This window comes from Burkholderia sp. SIMBA_051, assembly GCF_046534915.1.
Taxonomy (GTDB): domain Bacteria; phylum Pseudomonadota; class Gammaproteobacteria; order Burkholderiales; family Burkholderiaceae; genus Burkholderia; species Burkholderia ambifaria.
On sequence record NZ_JAWRXS010000001.1, the window covers coordinates 12,411 to 33,931 of the forward strand.

Here is a 21,521-nt window from a genome sequence, read left to right on the forward strand (position 1 = left end):
CAGCCAGCGTCATGCCAGCCATCTCCGAACTCTTCGTCTACCCGATCAAGTCCTGCGCCGGTATCGCGCTGCCGCGCGCGCAACTGCTCGAAACGGGCCTCGCCTACGATCGCCATTGGCTGATCACCACCCCCGACGGGATGATGATCACGCAGCGCACGCATCCGCGCCTCGCGCTGATCCGCACCGCGCTCGACAGCGATGCGCTCGTGCTGAACGCGCCGGGCATGCCGGAGATCCGCACGCCGCTCGACGGCGACGCGACGCCCGCCACCCCGAAGATGGCCGCGACCGTCTGGCGCGACACCGTCGATGCGATCGACACGGGCGCCGAAACGGCTGCATGGCTCACCGAATTCCTCGGCGTGCCGTTGAAGCTCGCGCGCTTCGGCGCGGATGCGCGCCGCGGCTGCAACCGCAAATGGACCGGCGACGTCGATACGCACACGCAGTTCGCGGACGGCTATCCGCTGCTCGTGATCGGCCAGTCGTCGCTCGACGACCTGAACGCGAAGCTCGTCGCGAAAGGCGTGCCGGCGATCCCGATGAACCGCTTCCGCCCGAACATCGTTGTGTCGGAGCTCGACGCGTATGAAGAGGATTTCCTCGAGCATCTCGACGCCGACGGCGAGACGCCCGTGCGGCTGCGGCTCGTGAAGCTGTGCACGCGCTGCCCGGTGCCGACGATCGACCAGGTGACCGGGGCGCCGAACCCGGAATGGCCGCACGAGCCGACCGACACGATGCAGACCTATCGCGCGAACCCCAACTACGACAACGCGCTGACGTTCGGCATCAACGCGATCGTCGTCGAAGGCGCGGGCGCATGGCTCGAGGTCGGGCAATCGGTCGAAGCGGAGATCGGGTTCGGCGACTGAGCGACCCGCCACGACGACTGCCGGACATGCGGGCACATGCTCCGGCAGATCAAGCCTTCGGCGCTCCATCCACAATTTTATTGAACGATTGTTCCTGAATTGATATAGTCCGCTCATGGCAAGACCAAGGGAATTCGACACGGACGCAGCGCTGGATGGCGCGATCGCCGTTTTCAGCGAGCATGGGTTCGAGGGCAGCTCGGCCCAGATGCTCGTCAGCGCGATGGGCATCGGGCGGCAGAGCCTCTATGCGGCCTTTGGCGACAAATGGCAGCTTTACCTGGCGGCCGTGCGCCGCTACGGGATGGGCGAATGCGCTGCGCACTTCGACGCGCTGCGCAGCGGCGCACGCGCGATCGACGGGATCGACGCGTTGCTTCGCCGCGTGGTCGAAACGGCCGCCCAGCCCTGTCTTGGAACGATTTCGATCTACGAATTCGGCGCGTCCCGCCCCGAGCTCGCGGAGATCCATGCGGTGCTGGCCCACAGCTTGATCGCCGCGATCGCGGCCCGGGTACGCGATGCGCAGCGCGAAGGCGACGTGGCCGCCGGCCTCGTCCCCGAAGCGACCGCCCAGTTCCTGATCGCGAACATCACCGGCATCCGCGTGGCCGGTCGCGGCGGCGCCGACCACGCGAGCCTGACCGCGTTGGCCGACATGACGCTGCGGGCGCTGCGGTAGATTTTTTTTGGCAAATTAATGAACGATCATTCAATAACGAGGTAAATCATGAAAGCCATTGTGATGAACGGCATCGGCGGCCGCGACATGCTTGAGCAGGTCGAGCGGCCCGCCCCGGTGGCGCGTACGGGCGAGGCGCTGGTCGAGATCGCGTTCGCAGGCGTCAACTTCATGGACATCGGCGTGCGACAGGGCATGGCCTGGACCGGGTGGCCCAACCCGAAGATTCTTGGCGTCGAAGGCGTAGGCCGGGTCCTGGCGATCGGCGACGACGTCGAGGGCATCGAACCCGGCCAGCGCGTCGCGTGGGTCTACGCGCCCGGCAGCTATGCGGAGCAGATCGCGATCCCCGCCACGTCGCTGGTGCCGGTTCCGGACACGATCGACGATCGCACGGCCGCCGCCGTGATGATGCAGGGTCTCACCGCCAGCCATTTCGCGACCGATTTCTATCCCGTGCAGCCGGGCGACGTCGCTTTCGTCCACGCGGCTGCCGGCGGCCTGGGCCTGCTGTTGACGCAGATCATCAAGCTGCGAGGCGGCCGGGTAATCGGTCGCGTTTCGTCCGAAGACAAGGTCGCCGCGGCCACGGAAGCGGGCGCGGATCATGTGATCGTCGATACCGGGGGCCGGTTCGCCGCGAAGGCATTGCGACTGACCAAGGGCGAAGGCGTGCACGTCGTCTACGACGGCTCCGGGCCGAAGACCTTTCAGGGATCGCTCGACGTGCTGCGCCGCTCGGGAACCTTCTGCTGGTACGGTCCGGTGCTCGGCGGGCCGGAGCCGATCGACCTCATGAGCCTGCCGAGGAGCATCAAGATCGGCTATGCGACCTTCTTCGATCATATCCACACGCCCGAACTGCTCCGCGCGCACACGGCGCAGTTGTTCGACTGGATCGCGGAAGCTCGGCTCAAGGTCCGGATTGGCGGCGAATACCCGCTGGCGGACGCGGCGCACGCGCATGCCGACATGGAAAGCCGCAAGTCCATCGGCAAGCTGCTGCTGAAGCCGTAAGCCGGGCGCCCCGCCACTCGGCTGGAACGGAACGGCCACGACTCGGCTTGACACCGTCTCTACCGATGGCCCGCCGCAGGCAGCCGCACCGTGACCACCAACCCGCCGCCGTGCGCATCGGCCAGCGTCACGCTGCCCTGATGCACGCGCGCGATCTCCCGCACGATCGACAACCCGAGCCCCGTGCCCTCGACCGTCTGCGTCTTGCTGCCGCGATGGAAGCGTTCGAACACCGCGTCGCGCTCGCTGGCCGGAATGCCCGGCCCGTTGTCGATCACGTCGAGCCGCGCATGCTCGCCGTCGCGCGACACGCGCACCGTGATCACCGCGCGGTCGCCCGAATAGCGGATCGCGTTGTCGATCAGGTTGCCGATCATTTCGCCGAGCAGGTCCGGTTGGCCGAGCACGTCGACATCGGCCTCGTGCTCGAAACCGAGGTCGATGTCGCGCGAGCGCGCGACGGGCGACCAGTCGAGCGTCACGCTGCGCGCGAGCCGATGCAGCGCGACCGGCTGGTGCGCGACCGCCTGGCCGCTGTCCGAATCGAGCCGCGACAGCGACAGCAGTTGCTGGACGATCTTCACGGCCTGCCGCACCGCGCCGTTCACGCGCCGCAGATGCACGTTCACGCGCGGCTGCTCGGCCGGTCGCAACGCCAGCTCGACGCCCGCCTGCACGGCCGCGAGCGGCGTCTTCAACTGATGGGCCGCGTCCGCGAAGAAGCGCCGCCGCGCGACCTGCATCCGCTGCGTGCGGCCGATGTACTGGTTGATCGACTCGACGAGCGGCGCGAGTTCGCTCGGCATGCCGCCGGTGTCGAGCGGCGTCGGATCGCCGTCGCTGCGCGCGGCGACCGTAGCCGACAGCCGGTTCAGCGGCCGCAGCCCGCGCCCGACGCCGAGCCACACGATCCCGAGCGCGAGCACGACGAGCAGCCCCTCCTGCAGCAGCGAGCCCACCAGGATCTCGCGCGCGAGCGCCTGGCGCGCCTCGATCGTCTCGCCGACCATCACCCAGACGATGCGCGTCTGCGCGGTCGGCACGTCGTGCACCGGCACGCGCAGCGCGGCCATGCGCAACTGGTCGCCGCGATACACGACGTCGTAGTAGCGCGTGACGAACAGCGCGCCGTCGCCCTGCGGCAGCGGCAGGTCCGGATAGCCGGTAATCGTGTGGCCGTTGTCCGCGCGGATCAGGTAGTAGATCTTGCCGCCGTCGCCCGACTCGAACATCTCGAGCGCGAGATACGGCAGGTCGACCTCGATCTCGCCTTCATGGAGGCGCACGCCTTCGCGGATCAATTTCAGCGACGACGACAGCGTGCGGTCGAACGCGACGTGCGCGGCGCTCATCGCGCGCTGGTACGTGAGCCACGAGTCGAGCGCGAGCAGCCCGAGCAGCGGCAGCAGCAGCCACAGCGCGACCTGCGTGCGCAGGTTCGGGCGGATCATTCCACGGCCTTCGCTTCGAGCAAATACCCGAGCCCGCGCAGCGTGACGATCGCGACGCCGGTGTTCTCCAGCTTCTTGCGCAGCCGGTACACGTAGATCTCGATCGCATCCGCGTTCACCGACTCGTCGAGCCCGAAGATCTTCTCCGACAGCGTCTCCTTGTTGATCGCGCGGCCGTTGCGCAGGATCAGCACTTCCAGCACCGAGCGCTCGCGCGGCGTGAGCGACAGCGGTTCGCCGCCGAGGTGGAAGCTGCGGTCGATACTGTCATACGAAAGCGGCCCGCATTCGACCCGCGAATGCTCGTGGCCGAGGCTGCGACGGATCAGCGCGCGGGCGCGTGCTTCCAGCTCGGTCAGCTCGAACGGTTTCGCCAGATAATCGTCGGCCCCGAGATCGAGCCCCTTCACGCGGTCCTCGACCGAGCCGTGCGCGGTGAGGATCAGCACCGGCACCGGGTTGCGGCGCGCGCGCAGCCGCCGCAGCACCTCAAGCCCGTCGAGCTTCGGCAGGCCGAGATCGAGGATCACCAGCGCGTAGTCCTGCGTGCGCAGCACGTGATCCGCCGCCTCGCCGTCCGCCATGTGATCGACCGCGAAGCGCGCGGCGGTCAGCGCGTCGTTCAGCGACTGGGCCAGGTTCGGGTTGTCTTCGACGAGCAGCATACGCATGGGGACCTCGGGAAATCCATAACACAAAGGACGCTATTGTGAACCGAAATGAAAGCGGGCTGAAAGTGCGTCGCACTTAACATCCGCGTCACTCGAACAATACACACGCACAACTGGAGGAAGACATGCCGTTTGCACCGAAACAGCTCGCCGCCGCGCTGGCGATCGTCCTGGGCACCGCCGCCGGCGCTGCCGTCGCACAGGTTCCGGCCGGATATCCGGGTAACTACCAGGGCGTCGTCGACGCCGCGAAGAAGGAAGGAAAACTGATCGTCTACTCGACGACCGACACGGGCCTCGTGCGCCCGCTGATCAAGGACTTCGAAAGCCTGTACGGCGTGAAGGTCGAGTACAACGACATGAACAGCACCGAGCTGTATAACCGCTACATCAGCGAGAACGCGGCCAGCAGCACCAGCGCCGACGTGCTGTGGAGCTCCGCGATGGACCTGCAGGTCAAGCTCGTCAACGACGGCCTGATGGCGTCGTACGATTCGCCCGAAAGCCCGAACGTGCCGCAATGGGCGCAATACCAGAAGCAGGCATACGGCACGACGTTCGAGCCGCTCGCGATCGTCTACAACAAGCGCCTGATCCCCGAGAACGAGGTGCCGAAGACGCGCGCCGACCTCATCAAGCTGCTCACCACGCAAGCCGACAAGTTCAAGGGCAAGGTCACGACCTACGACATCGAGAAGTCGGGGGTCGGCTTCAACTACCTGACGCAGGACGCGCACGTGAACGAGAAGGTCACGTGGGAGCTCGTGAAGGCGATCGGCGCGACCGGCCCGAAACTGCAGTCGAGCACCGGCGCGATGATGGAGCGGATTTCGTCGGGCGAGAACCTGATCGGCTACAACATCATCGGCTCGTACGCGTACTCGAAGGCGAAGAAGGACAAGTCGATCGGCTACGTGTTTCCGAAGGACTACACACAGGTCGTGAGCCGCCTGGCCACGATCTCGAAGAAGGCGAAGAACCCGAACGCCGCGAAGCTCTGGGTCGACTACCTGCTGTCCAAGCGCGGCCAGACGGTGATCGCGAACCAGGTCGACCTGTACGCGATCCGCACCGACGTGAGCGGCGAAACGTCGGCCGCGAGCCTCACGAAGGAACTCGGCGATTCGCTGAAGCCGATCCAGATCGGCACCGGCCTGCTCGTCTACCTCGACCAGTCGAAGCGGCTCGCGTTCCTGAAGCAATGGCAGCAGGCGATCAAGCGCTGATCCGCTGACCTCGGGCCGCCCGCCGCACCGCGCGCGGGCGGCCCCTTCCCCTTACCGACTTCCTAGAGGCGGCCATCCGGATGGCCGCAGGGGTGAACTCATGCTTTCAACCAGCACACGCGGACCGGCGCCGGCCGTTCCGCCCTCCACCGGCCAGGACGATGCGATTCCCGCGCTGCGGGCCAGCGGCCTGCAGCCGCTCGCCGGCATGCTGCGCTGGATCGTCGTTGCGGTGCTGACCGTCGCGGTCGCGCTGCCGCTCGGCTTCATCCTGTTCCAGAGCCTGCTGTCCGCGCCGTTCTTCGACGCGAACAAGACGCTTGGCGTCGAAGGCTTCCGCTTCATCTTCACCGACCCGGACTTCTGGTTGGCCGTGAAGAACTCGTTCATCATCGCCGGCGGCATGCTGTTCATCTCGATCCCGCTCGGCGGCATCCTCGCGTTCCTGATGGTCCGCACCGACCTGCCCGGCCGCCGCTGGCTCGAACCGCTGCTGCTCACGCCGGTGTTCGTGTCGCCGATGGTGCTCGCGTTCGGCTACGTGGTCGCCGCCGGCCCGGTCGGCTTCTACTCGGTGTGGTTCAAGGAACTGTTCGGGGTGCAGAACGTGCCCTGGAACATCTATTCGATCTTCGCGATCACGGTGATCGTCGGCCTCACGCACGTGCCGCACGTGTACCTGTACTCGTCGGCCGCGCTGCGCAACCTCGGCTCGGACGTCGAGGAAGCGGCGCGCGTGTCGGGTGCCCGCCCGTTCCGCGTCGCGCTCGACGTGAGCCTGCCGATGACGATGCCCGCGCTGCTGTTCGCCGGCGTGCTCGTGTTCTTCCTCGGATTCGAGGTGTTCGGGCTGCCGCTGGTGCTCGGCGATCCGGAAGGCCACCTCGTGCTCGCGACCTACCTGTACAAGCTGACCAACAAGCTCGGCGTGCCGTCGTATCACCTGATGGCCGCGGTCGCGGTATGCATCGTCGCGATCACGTTCCCGCTCGTGCTGCTGCAGCGCCGCCTGCTGAAGACGGCGAACCGCTTCGTCACCGTGAAGGGCAAGGCCGGCCGCTCGACGGTGCTGCCGCTCGGCGTGTGGCGCTGGGTCGCGCTCGCGATCGTCGCGCTGTGGCTGATGCTGACCGTGATCGTGCCGATCTCGGGCATCGTGCTGCGCGCGTTCGTGACCAACTGGGGCGAAGGCGTCGCGCTCGCCGAAGTGCTGACGCTGGCGAACTTCATCGAGCTGTTCGAACAGGACAACCTCGTGCGCGCCATGCTCAACACACTCGGCATCGGCGTGATCGGCGGCGCGCTCGCGATCGGCTTCTACTCGCTCGTCGCGTTCGCCGGCCATCGCCGCAACGACTGGGCGACGAAGCTGCTCGACTACCTCGTGCTGCTGCCGCGCGCGGTGCCGGGCCTGCTCGCCGGTCTCGCATTCCTGTGGATCTTCCTGTTCGTCCCGGGCCTGCGCGAGCTGAAGAACTCGATGTGGAGCATCTGGATCGCGTACACGGTCGTGTGGCTCGCGTACGGCATGCGGCTCATCCAGAGCGCGCTGCTGCAGGTCGGCCCGGAGCTCGAGGAAGCCGGCCGCAGCGTCGGCGCGACGCGCAGCCGCGTGTCGCTCGACGTGACGCTGCCGCTCGTGCGCTTCGGCCTGCTCGCCGCGTGGCTCCTGATCTTCATGATCTTCGAGCGCGAATACTCGACCGCCGTCTATCTGCTGTCGCCCGGCACCGAAGTGATCGGCGCGCTGCTCGTGTCGCTGTGGGCGACCGGCGCCGTCGACCAGGTCGCCGCGCTCTCTGTCATCAACATCGCGATGGTCGGCGCCGGTCTCGGCGTGGCCCTGCGCTTCGGAGTGAAACTTCATGGATAAGCTCATCGTCGACGATCTGCATCTCAGCTACGGCGCCAACCCGATCCTCAAGGGCGTGTCGTTCGAACTGAACGCCGGCGAAGTCGTGTGCCTGCTCGGCGCGTCGGGCAGCGGCAAGACCACGCTGCTGCGTGCGGTGGCCGGCCTCGAACAGCCGTCCGACGGGCGCATCCAGCTCGACGACCGCGTGTTCTTCGACGGCGCGCGGCGCGTCGATCTGCCGGTCGAACAGCGTTCGCTCGGCCTCGTGTTCCAGTCGTACGCGCTGTGGCCGCACCGCACCGTCGCCGACAACGTCGGCTACGGGCTCAAGCTGCGCCGCGTGGCGCCGGCCGAGCAGAAGCGCCGCGTGCAGGCCGCGCTCGACCAGCTCGGTCTCGGCCATCTCGCCGAACGCTTTCCGCACCAGTTGTCGGGCGGCCAGCAGCAGCGTGTCGCGATTGCGCGCGCGCTCGTCTACAACCCGCCGGTGATCCTGCTCGACGAACCGCTGTCGAACCTCGATGCGAAGCTGCGCGAGGAAGCGCGTGCATGGCTGCGCGAGCTGATCGTGTCGCTCGGGCTGTCGGCGCTCTGCGTGACGCACGACCAGACCGAAGCGATGGCGATGTCCGACCGCATCCTGCTGCTGCGCAACGGCCGCATCGAGCAGGAAGGCACGCCGGCCGAGCTGTACGGCGCGCCACGCTCGCTGTACACGGCCGAATTCATGGGCAGCAACAACCGCATCGACGCACGCGTGGCGGCCGTCGACGGCGAACGCGTGACGCTCGCCGGCGACGGCTGGGAGCTGCAGGCGCTCGCCCGCGATACGTTCACACCGGGCCAGGACGCGCAGGCCGTGATCCGCCTCGAACGCGTGCAGGTCGCCGACGGCCCGGGCGCGAACCGGCTGCAGGCCGACCTCGTCACGTCGATGTATCTCGGCGACCGCTGGGAATACCTGTTCCATTGCGGCGAGATGCGCTTGCGCGCATTCGGCCACGTGCCGCGCGCGGCCGGCACGCACTGGATCGAATTCCCGGCCAACGACTGCTGGGCGTTCGCGAAAGCGGGCTGACCCCGGGGCGCGACGGCCTTCGCGCCGCCGCGCCGGCATTCCAGCGCGCATCCCGTTTCGACCCAGGATCGACGGACGCTTCGCGGCGTCCGCCGTGGCGTGTCGCGCGCCGCGTATCCCTGCGAATCCGTTTCACCCCAATCCGTTTCACCCAACCCACAACAAACAAGGAGACACCGTCAATGAAGTCACGCGCAGAACGTTCGATTCGCACTGCTATCGTTACCGGCTCGGCTGCCGTCGCCGGCCTCGCAGCAGGCGCCGCGCACGCGCAGTCGTCGGTCACGATGTACGGGATCATGGATGCCGGCATCGAATACGCGAACCATGCGGCGCCGGACGGCGGCAATTCGTTCAAGCTGAAATCCGGCAACAAGAACACGTCGCGCTGGGGCTTGCGCGGCACCGAGGATCTCGGCGGCGGGCTGAAGGCCGTGTTCCGCCTCGAAAGCGGAATCGATCTCGCGAACGGCGCGTCCGACGACGGCCCCGACTCGATCTTCGCGCGCCGCGCGACGGTCGGCCTGAAAGGCAAGTGGGGCGAAGTGTCGCTCGGCCGCAACTTCACCGTCACGTACGACTACATGCTGCCGTTCGACCCGATGGGCTACGCGCAGAACTACTCGTGGGCGACGTCGTCGATGGCGACCGGCGGCCGCAAGGACGGCCTCTTCACGCGTTCATCGAACGCCGTGCGCTACGACGGCGAATTCGGCGGCTTCAAGTTCGGCGCGCTGTACGGCTTCGGCAACGTGCCGGGCAGCGTGAAGACCAGCTCGAAGTACGACTTCGCGCTCGGCTACGAGGCCGGCCCGTTCGCGGCGGTGGTCACGTTCGACCGGCAGAACGGCGCGGCCGACAGCGTCACGCCGGCCGATACCGTCAACTACATCCAGGGCATCCACGCGGGCCTGAGCTACGACTTCGGCGACCTGAAGACGATGGCCGGCTATCGCAACTATCGGCGTACGTATCACACGAGCGCCGCGAACCAGCTGAGCGACATGTATTGGGTCGGCGGGTCGTACCAGTTCACGCCGACGTTCTCGCTGATCGCGGCCGTCTATCACCAGAACATCAAGGGCGGCACGGATGCGGATCCGACGCTGGTGTCGGTGCGGGCGAACTATGCACTGTCGAAGCGCACGGTGCTGTATGCGGCCGGCGCGTTCGCGATCGCGCAGCATGGGCAGAAGGTCGGCGTGTCGCGCGATTTCGCCGGGTATGGCACCACGCAGGTGGGTGTGACGGCGGGGATTCAGCAGCGGTTCTGACGGCGCGGGCGGAGGCAGGCATCGCCACCCGCCTCCGCCCTGCGATGCGAGACGATGCCGATCACGCACCGTCGCGCATCGTGAACACCGTGCGCACGAGACTGTTCGTATCGTTCCAGTGTTCGCCGACCGCCGACAGCGGCACCGCACGCGTGTCGATCGTCAGCCGTGCCGGCCCGGCCGCGGCGAACACGCCGCGCACGGCGGCCAGCAACCCCGCCGGCGACACGCTCCCGAGGCCGCTGCCCATCAGTTCGATCGCCGTCGCCCGCAGCACGGCCCCCGGCAACAGCACGTCCGCACCACCGATCGAGCCGATCTGCACGAAGCGCAGCCGCCGGCCATCGGGCGCCGACCTCGCCGCCGCGATCAGCAACGCGTGCGCGCTGGCGCCCCACAGATAGTCGAGCACGACGTCCACTCCGGCGCGGAAATGCGGTTCGAGCGCACGCGCCAGATCCGCATCGTCCTGCTGCAGCGACACGACGGCGTCCGCGCCGTCACTCAGTAATGCCTCCAGCGCAACCGCGTTGCGGCCCGTCGCAATCACTTTCGCCGCGCCGAGATGCCTGGCGATCCGCACCGCGAGCCGGCCCGACGTTCCCGTCGCACCGTTGACGAGCACCGTCTCGCCCGCCGCGAAGCGCGCGCGTTCGATCAGCGCCGCCCACGACGACATCCCGGGAATCGCGATCGCCGCGGCCGTGATGTCGTCGAGCCCGTCCGGCAGCGGCACGCACTGGGCGTCGGGCACGATCGTGCGCTCGGCCATCGTGCCGAACGGCGCGGGGGCGCCGAAAATATAGACGCGCTGCCCGTCGTCGAGCCGCCCCACGCCGTCGACGCCGACGACGAACGGATAGCCGCTTCCCGACGAATAATGCGTGCCCGACGCGCGCCCCTGCGCGAGCCGGCTCAACGCGGATGCCGTCATGGCGACCGCACGGTGGCCCGGCATCGCGTGCGGTACTTCGAACTCCATATAGACCGGGCTTTCGCCCGCGCCCGTCACGACTGCTGCTTTCATGCTGTCTCCTTGAAACGGCGTGCTCGATCGACTGTTCGAGCGGGCGTCATTGCGCGGCGAGCCACGCACGCAGCGCGGGATCGCGCACGTCCAGCACGTCGAACAGGCCGAGCGCGCGCAGCGCGGGCAACGCGTCGATCGTGTCGGCTTCCGCTTGCGAGCGGTCGGCGGGCGCCGCGTGCGGATCGGTCAGCACCCGAGCGTTCGCCAGGAACGCGCCGACGGTGCCCTTGCGGATCGTCGTTCCGCCGGCCTCGATTCGGTCGGCGTGGTCGGGGAGAAGGTGTTCGGCTCGCATCGTGCAGTCCTCCAGTGGTGGTCGATGGAGGCAGTGTAGGCGTGCAATACGGGCCGATCTCCGGTATAAAAGCCATTCGATACGGAAATCCCGCCATGTCCGATCCCCTGCTGCCTGCCCACCTCGTCACGTCCGACGACGGCCCGTTCGTCGTCGCCGCCGTGCTGACGCAGCGCGACCCGCGCGTGACCCCACCGCACGCGCATGCGCGTGGTCAGTTGGTCGGCGCGCAGAGCGGGCTGGTGACGATCGGCCTCGACGATCAGGAGTGGGTCGTGCCGGCGATCCACGCAATCTGGATTCCGCCGTATTGCCGGCATTCGCTGCACTCGTTCGGGCCTATTTCCGGCTGGTCGGCGTTCGTCGCCGAAGCGCGCTGCGCGGCATTGCCCGACACGCCGCGCGCGATCCGCACGACGCCGCTGTTGCGCGAGGCCGTGCAGCGCGCGGCGAGTTGGGGCGATTCGGAACTGGATGCCGCGCAGACGCGGATCGCCGACGTGATCCTCGATGAAATCGTGTCGTCGAAGGCCGAAGCGCTGGGACTGGTTCGCCCGCAGGATCCGCGGCTGATGAAGATCACCGATGCGCTTGCCATGGATCTCGCGGACAACCGACGGCTGGAGGAATGGGCCGACTGGGCCGGCATTGGCGCGCGGACGATGAGCCGGCGCTTCGTCGCCGAGACGGGGCTGACGTTCGCGCAATGGCGTCAGCAGGCAAGGCTACTGCGGGCGCTGGAGAAAATCGCCGACGGCGTGCCGGTCACGACGATCGCGCTCGATCTCGGCTACGACAACGTGAGCGCGTTCATCGACATGTTCCGGCGGGCGATGGGAACGACGCCGGGAAAGTATATGGAAGCGGGACGGCGAGCGGGTTAAGGGACGCCATGCTTGAATGAAGCACGCCGCGTGCACGTATCAGTCATGCGACGACCTGCCGTTCTCGTGCGAGGCGGCGCGCGCCGCGCTCATTGCAAGTAACGCGCGGCGTCGAGCATCGCGTCGGTCAGCTCGCCGCTGCTTCGTCAATACGTCCCGTCGCCCATCTTCCCGGCCTCACCCTTCTCCTTGAACCGCGCCGCCAGCGCCTGCGCACTTCTCGCCAGCAGCGTCGTATCCACACCGACCGCGACGAACAGCGCCCCCGCTTCCAGATACCGCCGCGCCGCCGACTCATCCGCGCTCAGAATGCCCGGCGCGTTGCCGGCCGCCTTGATCGTGCGGATCGCGCCGTCGATCGCGGCCTGCACGTCCGGGTGCCCCGGATTGCCGAGATGCCCGAGATCGGCCGCCAGGTCGGCCGGCCCGATGAACACGCCGTCCACGCCGTCGACCCGCGCAATCGCATCGATCGCTTCGAGCCCCGCGCGCGTCTCGACCTGCACGAGCACGGCCATCTCGTCGTTCGCGCGGTGCAGGTAATCGCCGACGCGATTCCACCGCGACGCGCGCGCGAGCGCACTGCCGACCCCGCGAATCCCGTGCGGCGGATAACGCGTCGCGGCCACCGCCGCGCGCGCTTCGGCCGCGCTCTGCACCATCGGCACGAGCAGCGTCTGCGCGCCGAGATCGAGCACCTGCTTGACGATCACCGGATCGTTCCACGGCACGCGCACGACCGGATGCGACGGATACGGCGCGATCGCCTGCAACTGCGCGAGGATCGTCGGCACCGTGTTCGGCGCATGTTCGCCGTCGATCAGCAACCAGTCGAAACCGGCGCCCGCGACAACTTCGGCGCTGTACGGATTCGCAAGGCCGAGCCACAGTCCGAGCTGCACGTCGCCGCGGGCGAGCGCGGCCTTGAAGACATTGGACGGCATCTGCATCGCTCGCTCACCTCACTCGAAGTAGCACTGGATCGTTCCGAGCGGGCCGTAGTCGACGCTGAACGTGTCGCCCTGGCGCGCCGCGCACGGTCGCGTGAACGAGCCGCCGAGCACGATCTGTCCCGGTTCCAGCGCGACGTCGAATCGCGACAGCCGGTTCGCCAGCCACGCGACGCCATTGGCCGGATGATTCAGCACGCCGGCCGCGACGCCCGTTTCCTCGACCACGCCGTTGCGCGACATGATCGCCGCGACCCAGCGCAGGTCGACGTCCCGCGGCCGCACGGGCCGCCCGCCGATCACGACGCCCGCGTTCGCCGCGTTGTCGGCGATCGTGTCGAACACCTTGCGCGGCCGCTTCGTATCGGGATCGATCGACTGGCTGCGCGCATCGATGATCTCGAGCGCGGGCACCACGTAATCGACCGCGTCATACACGTCGAAGATCGTGCAGTTCGGGCCCGTGAGCCGCTTGCCGAGCACGAACGCGAGCTCGACTTCGACGCGCGGCACGATGAAGCGCGCGGTCGGGATCGTGCCGCCGTCGTCGAAGAACATGTCGTCGAGCAGCGCGCCGTAATCGGGCTCGTCGATCTGCGACGTGTTCTGCATCGCCTTCGACGTGAGGCCGATCTTGTGCCCCTTGAGCGTGCGGCCTTCCGCGAGCTTCAAGGCCACCCACGCGCGCTGGATCGCATACGCGTCGTCGATCGTGATGTCGGGATGGTCGAGCGAGATCTGGCGGATCTGCGTGCGCTCGCGCTCCGCGTCGTTCAGACGCCGTGCGAGCTGGTCGATGAGGGCGGGTTCGAGCATGGTCGGATCGGGATTGGGTTCAGTCGGCCCGCTTGTAGCGGGCGTGAATGTTGTTGTGCTTGTACGAGCCGCTTTCGCTGAACTCGGTCAGCTCCATCGACAGCGCCAGATAGCGCTTCGCGTACAGCTCCGCGAAATGCGCCTTGATCGCGTCGAACAGCGCGTCGCACGCGGCCTTCTTGGTCTCGTCGCTGCGGCCCGAGCCGATCTTCAGCGTCACGTGGACGAACGCGTCGTCCGCGGTGCCGTCGGCGACGCAGTAATCCTGCAGCTCGATCGCGCGCGAGCGGATGCCGCCCGTCGGGAACACGCCGCCCTGCGCGATCAGCGTTGCGTTGATCGTGCGCAGCAGCGCGGGGATGCGCGCGTCGTCGCGGATGTTCGCGGTGTATTCGACGACGATGTGTGGCATGGCAACGCTCCGGTCAGGTGATGCGGCGCTCAGGCGAGCGGGAAGATCGCGTTGATCTGCCCGGTGCCCGAGCTCGCGAAATAGTCGGTGACGATCTCGACGGGCTTGTCGTAGCGATCCCAGCCGAGCAGGCCGAGCAGCATCGCCGTGTCGTGCATGCCGCCTTCGCCGTGGCAATGCACGTTGTACTCGGGCAGCATCGCGCAGAAGGTCTTGAAGTCGCCCTGCTTCCACAGCTCGACCACGCGCAGGTCGACCTGCCGGAAGAATTCGCGGCTGATCTGATGGATCGATTCCTCGGGGCTGCCGTTGTCGTTGAAGCGATGCGACAACGAGCCGCTCGCGAGGAACGCGACGTTCGAATCGCTCTTCTCGATCGCTTCGAGCAGCGCCTCGCCGAAGCGGCGGCTCTCGTCGAGCTGATGCCACATGCACCAGCCGGCGATCGACACAACCTTGAAGTGCTGGTCGGCGTTCATGTAGCGCATCGGCACGAGCGTGCCGTATTCGAGTTCGAGGCTGTCGATCTCGTGCGCACGCGTCGCGATCCCGCGCGCGCTGGCCGTCTCGGCGATCAACCGGCCGAGCGCCGGGTTACCCGGATACGCGTACTGCATGTCGCGGATGAAATGCGGCAGCTCGTTGCTGGTATAGGTGCCGGCGAACTTCGCATTGCAGTTCACGTGGTAGCCGGCGTTGACGAGCCAGTGCACGTCCGACACGACGATCGTGTCGACGCCGAGCGCGCGGCAGCGCTCGCCGATCAGCCGATGACCGCGGATCGCCGCGTCGCGGCAGCCGTGATGTTTGCCGGGCAGTTCCGACAGGTACATCGACGGCACGTGCGTGACCTTCGCGGCGAGGGACAGTTTGCCCATCGTTGAGTCTCCGTATCGTTCGTTCTTGCGGCGCAACGACCCGCGCCGTTACACGCCCCAGCGGGGAATGTGATGCGAACCCATCGAGATGCATACGTTCTTGATTTCGGCGAACACCTCGAAGCTGTACTCGCCGCCCTCGCGTCCGGTGCCCGACTCCTTCACGCCGCCGAACGGCTGGCGCAGGTCGCGCACGTTCTGGCTGTTCACGAACACCATCCCGGCCTCGATGCCGCGCGCGAGCCGATGCACCTTGCCGACGTCCTGGGTCCAGATGTACGACGCGAGCCCATAGGCGGTCTCGTTCGCGAGCCGCAGCCCTTCTTCCTCGTCGTCGAACGGGATCAGGCACGCGACCGGCCCGAAGATCTCTTCCTGCGCGATGCGCATCCGGTTGTCGACGTCTGCGAACACGGTCGGCCGCACGAAGTTGCCGTTGCGCAGATGGCTCGCGAGGCCCGCCGGCTTGTCCGCGCCGCCCGCGACCACGCGCGCGCCCTCCTGCTCGCCGATCCGGATGTAGCCGGTCACCTTCTCCCAGTGCTGGCGCGTGATCATCGCGCCGAGCTGCGTGCCCGGATCGGACGGATCGCCGACCACCAGGTTGTTCGCGCGACGCGCGAATTCCTGCACGAAGCGATCGTAGATCGTTCGCTGTACGAAGATCCGCGAGCCGGCGGTACAACGCTCGCCGTTGATCGAGAAGATCGTGAACAGCGACGCGTCGAGCGCGCGGTCGAAATCGGCATCGTCGAAGATCAGTACCGGCGACTTGCCGCCGAGCTCCATCGAATACTTCTTCAGGCCCGCGCGTTCCATGATGCGCTTGCCCGTGACCGTGCCGCCCGTGAATGACACCGCGCGCACGTCCGGATGGCGCACCAGCGCATCGCCGGCGGTCGCGCCGTAACCCTGCACGACGTTCAGTACGCCCGGTGGAATGCCGGCTTCGAGCGCGAGCCGGCCGAGCTGGTCGGCCGTCAACGGCGACAGCTCAGACATCTTCAGCACGGCCGTGTTGCCGAGCGCGAGACACGGTGCCGTCTTCCACGTCGCGGTCATGAACGGCACGTTCCACGGCGACACCAGCGCGCACACACCGACCGGCTGGTACAGCGTGTAGTTCAGCATCTGGTCGTCGACCGGATAGGTACGGCCGTTCATCTGTACGCACACTTCCGCGAAGAAGTTGAAGTTCTCGGACGCGCGCGGAATCAGCTGCTTGCTCGTCTGCGCGATCGGCAGGCCGGTGTCCTGCGTCTCGAGCGCGGCGAGCATCGGCACGTTCTTCTCGATCAGCTCGCCGAGCTTGCGCATCAGCTTCGCGCGCTCCTTCGCGGGCGTGTTCGCCCACTTGGGAAACGCCGCCTTCGCCGCGCGCACGGCCGCGTCGACTTCAGCCTCGCCGGCCGACGCGACGTCGGTGATCACGTCGCCCGTCGCGGGGTTCAGCGTCGTGAAGGTCTCGCGGCTCTCGACTTCGCGGCCGTCGATCCAGTGCTTGATGGTCATCTGCTCTCCTTGGGCGACGGGCTCACCCGGCGCGATAGTAGTCTGCTTCGCCGACGATCATGTTCACGAGCCGGCCGATCCCTTCGATTTCGGTCACGACCTCGTCGCCCGGCTGCGTGTCCGCGAGCCCTTCCGGCGTGCCGGTCAGGATCAGGTCGCCCGGCGAGAGCGTCATGAAGCCGCTGATGTGCTCGATCAGCGCGGGCACGTCGAAAATCATGTCGCGCGTGCTGCCGCGCTGCGTCTCCTGGCCGTTGACCGTCGTGCGCAGCATCAGGTCGCCCGCATCGCCGATCTCGTCGCGGCTGACGAACCACGGCCCGAGCGGCGTGCAGGTGTCGCGGTTCTTCACGCGCAGGTTCGGGCGGTAGTAGTTCTCGAGATAGTCGCGGATCGCGTAGTCGTTCGCGACCGTGTAGCCGGCGACGTGGTCGAGCGCCCGCGCACGGCTCACGTTGCGCGCCGGACGGCCGATCACGACGGCCAGCTCGCACTCGTAGTGCATGTGCGTCGCACCGGTCGGGCGCACGGTGCGCGACCGGTGACCGATGAATGTGTTCGGCCCCTTCAGGAAGATCAACGGCTCGCTCGGAGCCTTGAACGCGAGTTCCTTCGCGTGGTCCGCGTAGTTCAGACCGAGCGCGAACGTCGTGCGCGGCGCAACGGGCGGCAGCCACGTCACGTCGTGCTCGGCCAGCACGCGCCCCGTGTCGAGCCGGATCGCGCCGTCTCCGGCCGGCTCGGCCGCATGCAGTGCGCCGTTGTAGATCACGCGTGCCGTCTTCATCGTGCGTCCTCCGCAATCAGCGTATGCCGCAACGTGCCGATGCCGGCGGCCGTAATCTCGATCGTGCTGCCCGCGCGGGCGCGCGGTGCGCCGCCCGCGACGCCGAGCAGCAGCACGTCGCCCGCGTCGAACGACATGAAGGCCGTCACGTCGGCGATCAGTTCGCGCACCGGGCGAATCAGCGTGGCCGTCGACGCGGACACCGCGGTGTCGCCGTCGATCCGCACGGTCAGGCCAATCGCGTCGACGTCGGCAAGCGCCGCCGCCGGCGCGATCGCCGGACCCAGCGGGCAAAAGCCGTCGCGGCACTTGAAGCGCACGGCGGGACGATAGTAATCGGGATGCGGCACCGACACGTCGCTCGCAAGCGTGAACCCGTGCACGTAGTCGAGCGCCTGCGCGGCCGGCACGCGCGTCGCGCGCCGCGAGAACACGACGGCCACCGACGCGCCGATCTCCAGCGCATCGACGCCGGCCGGCACCACGACGGCCGCGCCGTCCGCCGCGTGCGTGTTGGCCGGCTTGATATACAGGATCGGCGCCTGGGGCGGGCGGCCGTAAGGCGGCGCGTGCACGGCGTCGCCGAGCGCGTCGAGTGCCGCGCGCTCGTTGAGCAGCGCGCCGTAGACGGTACCGATGGCGACCGGCAGCGGCGGCGCCGCGGCGGTCCTGCAAGACAGCTCCATGCGTCATTCCCCTGCCGCGCGTCGCGGCGCATCGTCAATACTTAACATCTTAAGTAAACAATCGTGCGCTGACAACCTCGATTACCCTGATTCACGAAATTCGTCACCATCGGCTGTTAAGATTGATGCGTCCCCGTCCATTCCCCACCCCGATGAACCGTACGCTCGACCATCGCAACCTGGCCATGCTGCTGCTCGAGGCCCGCGAAACGCTGATGGGCCTGTTCCGCCCCATTCTCAAGGAATTCGCGCTGACCGAACAGCAATGGCGGATCATCCGCGTGCTCGACGGCGAGCCGGCGCATGCGCTCGAAGCGGGACAGATCGCGCGCCGCTGCTGCATCCTGAGCCCGAGTCTGACGGGCGTGCTGGAACGGATGGAACGCGACGGCCTGATTACGCGCACGCGTGCGCAGGAGGATCAGCGCCGGCTGCTGGTGAGCCTGACGCCGCAAAGCAGGAAACTGGTGACCGAAATCGGTCCGCGCATCGACGAGCAGTATCGTCAGCTCGAAGCGCGTTTCGGCCAGGACGGCCTCGACGACGTCTACCGTGCGCTCGATCGGCTGATCGAGCTCGGCAACGCGTCGTAGGACCTGCCGTCACCGGGCCGCGGCGAGCGGCGGCGAACCGAACCGGCAGGCCGGGGATCGCGCGCGGTCAGTGCAGCGCGCCGCGCATCAGCTCGGTCACCGCGACGCCGCGCGACGTGCGCATGCATTCCTCGACGTAATCGATGAACGGCAGCGGCTCGAAATCGATTTCGTCGCGCACGCGGCGGTTGTCGAATACGCGATCGACCGTCGCGAATTCCGCGCAACGCTGCAACGCCCGGCCGATCACGCGCTCGAGCGCTGGATCGGATCGTCCGAGCACGTCACGCACCACGAGCGGCAGTTCGGCCGGCGCGCAAGCGGCGTAGCGCGGCGCGCCCGTCATGCCCGCCGCTTCGTCCATCGCGCGCACGATCTGCGCGACCTGCGGCGCCTCGTCGCCGGCCGACACGTGGTACACGTCGTGCATCAGCGTCGGTTTCACGGCCAGCAGCATCGTCGCACGCGCGACGTCGTCGACCGACACGATGTCGATGCGCGTCATCGGCCGCGCGGTGAAGCGGCGCGCCGCGTGCGCGACGCGGAACATCCAGAACGAATTCGGCGCGGGACGCGTGCCGAGCACCGTGTGACCGACGACGTGCGACGGACGCACGACGACGAGCGGCAGCCCGAGTTCGCGCAGGCGCTGTTCCGTTTGCGCCTTCGCGTGCAGGTAGTCCGCCGCGAGCACCGCGCCGGGCAGCCCGTCGCCGCCCTGCACCGCGCCGCTCGCCGCCAGGCCCGTCGCGTCCTCATGCACGATCCCGCCGCGGCCCGCATGCGCATACGCGGTGCCGACATATACGAAACGCTGCAGCCGCAGCGTGTGCGCGAAGCGAGCGGCGAAGCCCAGCGAGTCGGCGATGTCCGCCTGCAGGTGCGCGCCGTCGGCCGGCGATGCATGGCCCGCGCAGTGGATCACGTGCGTCGCGCCGGCGAGACGCGGCGCGTCGGCGCCCTGCCAGACGTCGCCGAGCGCGCCGACGACCACGTTCGCGTCGCCCAGACGCGACGCCCAGTACGGCGCGAGCCCCGCGCGTAGCGCCGCTTCGCGCAGACGCGCGACCGCATGGCCGCGATTCTCGGCGCGCACGACGCACACGATCCGTTCGAGCAATCCTGCATTGACGAGCGCCGTCAGCACGGTGCTGCCGATGAAGCCGGTGGCGCCGGTGAGCACCAGGTGTCCGACGTTGGCCGCCGCGACCGGTGCGCTGGCCGGCGACACGAGGCTCGTGCGCCAGTTGAGCGACAACGCGGTTTTCCAGATCAGCACGATAGTCTCCTTCGAAGAATCGGCCGGACGGCGCGGCTGCCCCGGATGGCGAGGTCGCGCGCGGCGCTCGGCCGGACCGGGGCCGACGCTCGCCCCGGCAGTCCCGATCGCGCTGCGGCCCGCGATCGCGTCGATCGCGTCTCGGCAGCTCACCACGGACGGGCGTCCACGGCGCAGGATCGGGAAACTCGCAGTGTGGGGCCCGATCGCCCGCAAGTCTGTCCCGAAAGTTTCGTGAAAGTGTGTGGATTTGTACGCGAATGTCGGAGTGTGTCGTGCCGGCTGGCCGCCGGATCGTTCAAACGTCCGGTCGGTCGGCATTCGCGGCGCGTGCACGGCCGGTTGCCCCGGGGCGCCCGTCGGCCCTCGCTTCGGCGTGCGCGGCCTCGACCGGGACTTCCCCCGAGTCATCGCATGTCCGCGGTACGCCGTCGGCCGGTCACGGCGCGCGGTTCGCGCTGCCGCCCCCGTTTGCACGCGGCGTCGGATCGCGACGAATCGTCAGACGTCGTTCCATCTGCAAACGCCAATAAAATTAATCGGGATTTATTGAGGATAATCACTTGCGTTTCACCACAGTCTATCTAGACTGGTCAAACCCAAACGGTCAAATGTGTCTTTTTCTTCAGGAGACGATCCAATGCGCCTCACTATTCGCATTAATGGCAGCGAATCGGCAACCCGACACGCGTTCGCGGTGCTGTGGGTCGATACCGACGAGGGGCTGTGGTCGCGCGAGGCACACCAGGGCATCGATCTTCCGACCTGGGGCAAGGTTCGGGACGTGGAGGGTGCCATGGCCCTCTGCCCGGCGGACGGCGGGAAGGCCGTGTGCCAGTTGAAGGGCCTGTCCTCCAGTGCGACGCAGCGCGAGCAGGGGCCCGCGGTGCTCGCCGGGGCGCATCCGGAAGGCGCGTGGCGCCTGCAGGCGGTCGATCGCTCCAAGGTGGACTCGGAAAACCACGAATTTACTTCCGTCGCGCGCTAGGTATTTCCGACGGCAATCCTCTGCGGTTTTCGGGTTTATTCCGGTTTCCGCGATATTCATTTCGATATTCAGAAATAAAGTCGCCTCGCTTCGAGGCGATTTTTATTTTGTCGTCTCGAAATTAATCGGGGTCGGATAATCGAAACGAGCGCCGTCGATTTTTCCCGGTTGGCGCCGCGCCGCCCTCCTGGACTTCCTCCCGCTTTCCTCCCAGTCCCCGCTCCAGGCCGCGCCTCTTTTACGGGGCCGAAACACACTTTCCCCACACAATGTTTACTC

The 21,521-nt window shown here is 67.5% G+C and carries 22 protein-coding genes; 10 read left to right on the forward strand and 12 right to left on the reverse strand.

Translation table 11 applies throughout. The features are described 5' to 3' along the window. Nucleotides 1-11: 11 nt before the first annotated feature. The 3 genes from SB771_RS00060 to SB771_RS00070 all read left to right on the forward strand — a co-directional run bounded on the left by SB771_RS00060 (nt 12) and on the right by SB771_RS00070 (nt 2,577). Complete coding sequence (locus SB771_RS00060) at nt 12-878, forward strand: MOSC domain-containing protein (RefSeq protein WP_175659337.1); 867 nt, start codon at nt 12-14, stop codon at nt 876-878. A gap of 115 nt (nt 879-993) precedes the next feature. Beyond that, nucleotides 994-1,560 (forward strand): TetR/AcrR family transcriptional regulator, encoded by a 567-nt coding sequence (locus SB771_RS00065; protein WP_175659338.1) that lies wholly within the window; start codon nt 994-996, stop codon nt 1,558-1,560. 48 nt (nt 1,561-1,608) lie between these two features. Further along, on the forward strand, nt 1,609-2,577 hold the full coding sequence (locus SB771_RS00070; RefSeq protein ID WP_175659339.1) for a quinone oxidoreductase family protein: 969 nt from the start codon (nt 1,609-1,611) through the stop codon (nt 2,575-2,577). A gap of 59 nt (nt 2,578-2,636) precedes the next feature. On the opposite strand, the gene SB771_RS00075 is transcribed toward SB771_RS00070, so the two are convergent. Together SB771_RS00075 and SB771_RS00080 are read right to left on the reverse strand one after the other, a co-directional pair. Next, nucleotides 2,637-4,028 carry a sensor histidine kinase gene (locus SB771_RS00075; RefSeq protein WP_175659340.1) on the reverse strand — a complete coding sequence of 464 codons (1,392 nt, stop codon included), beginning with the start codon at nt 4,026-4,028 and terminating at the stop codon, nt 2,637-2,639. Then, the gene (locus SB771_RS00080) at nt 4,025-4,699 is read right to left on the reverse strand and encodes a response regulator (protein WP_175659341.1); all 675 of its coding nucleotides are present in this window, start codon (nt 4,697-4,699) and stop codon (nt 4,025-4,027) included. Before SB771_RS00080 ends, SB771_RS00075 begins: the two co-directional genes overlap by 4 nt. A 125-nt stretch (nt 4,700-4,824) precedes the next feature. On the opposite strand from SB771_RS00080, the gene SB771_RS00085 reads away from it, so the two are divergent. From SB771_RS00085 to SB771_RS00100, 4 genes are all read left to right on the forward strand, one after another. Next, complete coding sequence (locus SB771_RS00085) at nt 4,825-5,925, forward strand: ABC transporter substrate-binding protein (protein WP_105832762.1); 1,101 nt, start codon at nt 4,825-4,827, stop codon at nt 5,923-5,925. Between the two features lie 100 nt (nt 5,926-6,025). Continuing rightward, nucleotides 6,026-7,798, forward strand: a complete 1,773-nt coding sequence (locus tag SB771_RS00090) for an ABC transporter permease (protein WP_175659342.1) — start codon at nt 6,026-6,028, stop codon at nt 7,796-7,798. Continuing rightward, the gene (locus SB771_RS00095; RefSeq protein ID WP_011658682.1) at nt 7,791-8,858 is read left to right on the forward strand and encodes an ABC transporter ATP-binding protein; all 1,068 of its coding nucleotides are present in this window, start codon (nt 7,791-7,793) and stop codon (nt 8,856-8,858) included. Before SB771_RS00090 ends, SB771_RS00095 begins: the two co-directional genes overlap by 8 nt. A gap of 182 nt (nt 8,859-9,040) precedes the next feature. After that, nucleotides 9,041-10,132, forward strand: a complete 1,092-nt coding sequence (locus SB771_RS00100; protein WP_175659343.1) for a porin — start codon at nt 9,041-9,043, stop codon at nt 10,130-10,132. Between the two features lie 61 nt (nt 10,133-10,193). Here the strand turns inward: SB771_RS00100 and SB771_RS00105 are convergent, their stop codons facing one another. Both SB771_RS00105 and SB771_RS00110 read right to left on the reverse strand, forming a co-directional pair. Further along, nucleotides 10,194-11,159 (reverse strand): zinc-binding alcohol dehydrogenase family protein, encoded by a 966-nt coding sequence (locus SB771_RS00105; RefSeq protein WP_175659344.1) that lies wholly within the window; start codon nt 11,157-11,159, stop codon nt 10,194-10,196. A gap of 46 nt (nt 11,160-11,205) precedes the next feature. Next, nucleotides 11,206-11,457, reverse strand: a complete 252-nt coding sequence (locus tag SB771_RS00110) for a hypothetical protein (RefSeq protein ID WP_175659345.1) — start codon at nt 11,455-11,457, stop codon at nt 11,206-11,208. Nucleotides 11,458-11,552: 95 nt separating this feature from the next. On the opposite strand from SB771_RS00110, the gene SB771_RS00115 reads away from it, so the two are divergent. Beyond that, on the forward strand, nt 11,553-12,341 hold the full coding sequence (locus tag SB771_RS00115) for an AraC family transcriptional regulator (RefSeq protein WP_175659346.1): 789 nt from the start codon (nt 11,553-11,555) through the stop codon (nt 12,339-12,341). A 146-nt stretch (nt 12,342-12,487) separates the two neighbouring features. On the opposite strand, the gene hpaI is transcribed toward SB771_RS00115, so the two are convergent. From hpaI to SB771_RS00150, 7 genes are read right to left on the reverse strand one after another with little or no spacing between them, the layout of a single operon-like run. Beyond that, entirely contained in the window at nt 12,488-13,291 is an 804-nt protein-coding gene (gene hpaI / locus SB771_RS00120; RefSeq protein WP_175659347.1) for a 4-hydroxy-2-oxoheptanedioate aldolase, read from the reverse strand. A 12-nt stretch (nt 13,292-13,303) separates the two neighbouring features. Continuing rightward, nucleotides 13,304-14,107, reverse strand: a complete 804-nt coding sequence (gene hpaH, locus SB771_RS00125; RefSeq protein ID WP_175654888.1) for a 2-oxo-hept-4-ene-1,7-dioate hydratase — start codon at nt 14,105-14,107, stop codon at nt 13,304-13,306. Nucleotides 14,108-14,126: 19 nt separating this feature from the next. Continuing rightward, on the reverse strand, nt 14,127-14,519 hold the full coding sequence (locus tag SB771_RS00130; protein ID WP_175659348.1) for a 5-carboxymethyl-2-hydroxymuconate Delta-isomerase: 393 nt from the start codon (nt 14,517-14,519) through the stop codon (nt 14,127-14,129). Nucleotides 14,520-14,548: 29 nt separating this feature from the next. Then, a complete protein-coding gene (hpaD, locus tag SB771_RS00135; protein WP_126225295.1) occupies nt 14,549-15,397 on the reverse strand; it encodes a 3,4-dihydroxyphenylacetate 2,3-dioxygenase in 849 nt (282 codons plus the stop codon). A 48-nt stretch (nt 15,398-15,445) separates the two neighbouring features. Beyond that, nucleotides 15,446-16,909, reverse strand: a complete 1,464-nt coding sequence (gene hpaE / locus SB771_RS00140) for a 5-carboxymethyl-2-hydroxymuconate semialdehyde dehydrogenase (protein ID WP_175659349.1) — start codon at nt 16,907-16,909, stop codon at nt 15,446-15,448. A 22-nt stretch (nt 16,910-16,931) separates the two neighbouring features. After that, entirely contained in the window at nt 16,932-17,696 is a 765-nt protein-coding gene (locus SB771_RS00145; protein ID WP_175659350.1) for a fumarylacetoacetate hydrolase family protein, read from the reverse strand. After that, the gene (locus SB771_RS00150; RefSeq protein WP_175659351.1) at nt 17,693-18,382 is read right to left on the reverse strand and encodes a fumarylacetoacetate hydrolase family protein; all 690 of its coding nucleotides are present in this window, start codon (nt 18,380-18,382) and stop codon (nt 17,693-17,695) included. The genes SB771_RS00145 and SB771_RS00150 overlap by 4 nt, the downstream gene beginning before the upstream one ends. 152 nt (nt 18,383-18,534) lie before the next feature. On the opposite strand from SB771_RS00150, the gene hpaR reads away from it, so the two are divergent. After that, complete coding sequence (gene hpaR / locus SB771_RS00155; RefSeq protein WP_006754041.1) at nt 18,535-18,975, forward strand: homoprotocatechuate degradation operon regulator HpaR; 441 nt, start codon at nt 18,535-18,537, stop codon at nt 18,973-18,975. Nucleotides 18,976-19,042: 67 nt separating this feature from the next. Here the strand turns inward: hpaR and SB771_RS00160 are convergent, their stop codons facing one another. Further along, complete coding sequence (locus tag SB771_RS00160) at nt 19,043-20,254, reverse strand: SDR family oxidoreductase (protein WP_175659352.1); 1,212 nt, start codon at nt 20,252-20,254, stop codon at nt 19,043-19,045. A gap of 640 nt (nt 20,255-20,894) precedes the next feature. Between SB771_RS00160 and SB771_RS00165 the strand changes: the two genes are divergently transcribed. Beyond that, nucleotides 20,895-21,242, forward strand: coding sequence for a DUF3564 family protein (locus SB771_RS00165; protein ID WP_175659353.1), 348 nt, complete (start codon nt 20,895-20,897; stop codon nt 21,240-21,242). Nucleotides 21,243-21,521: the final 279 nt, after the last annotated feature.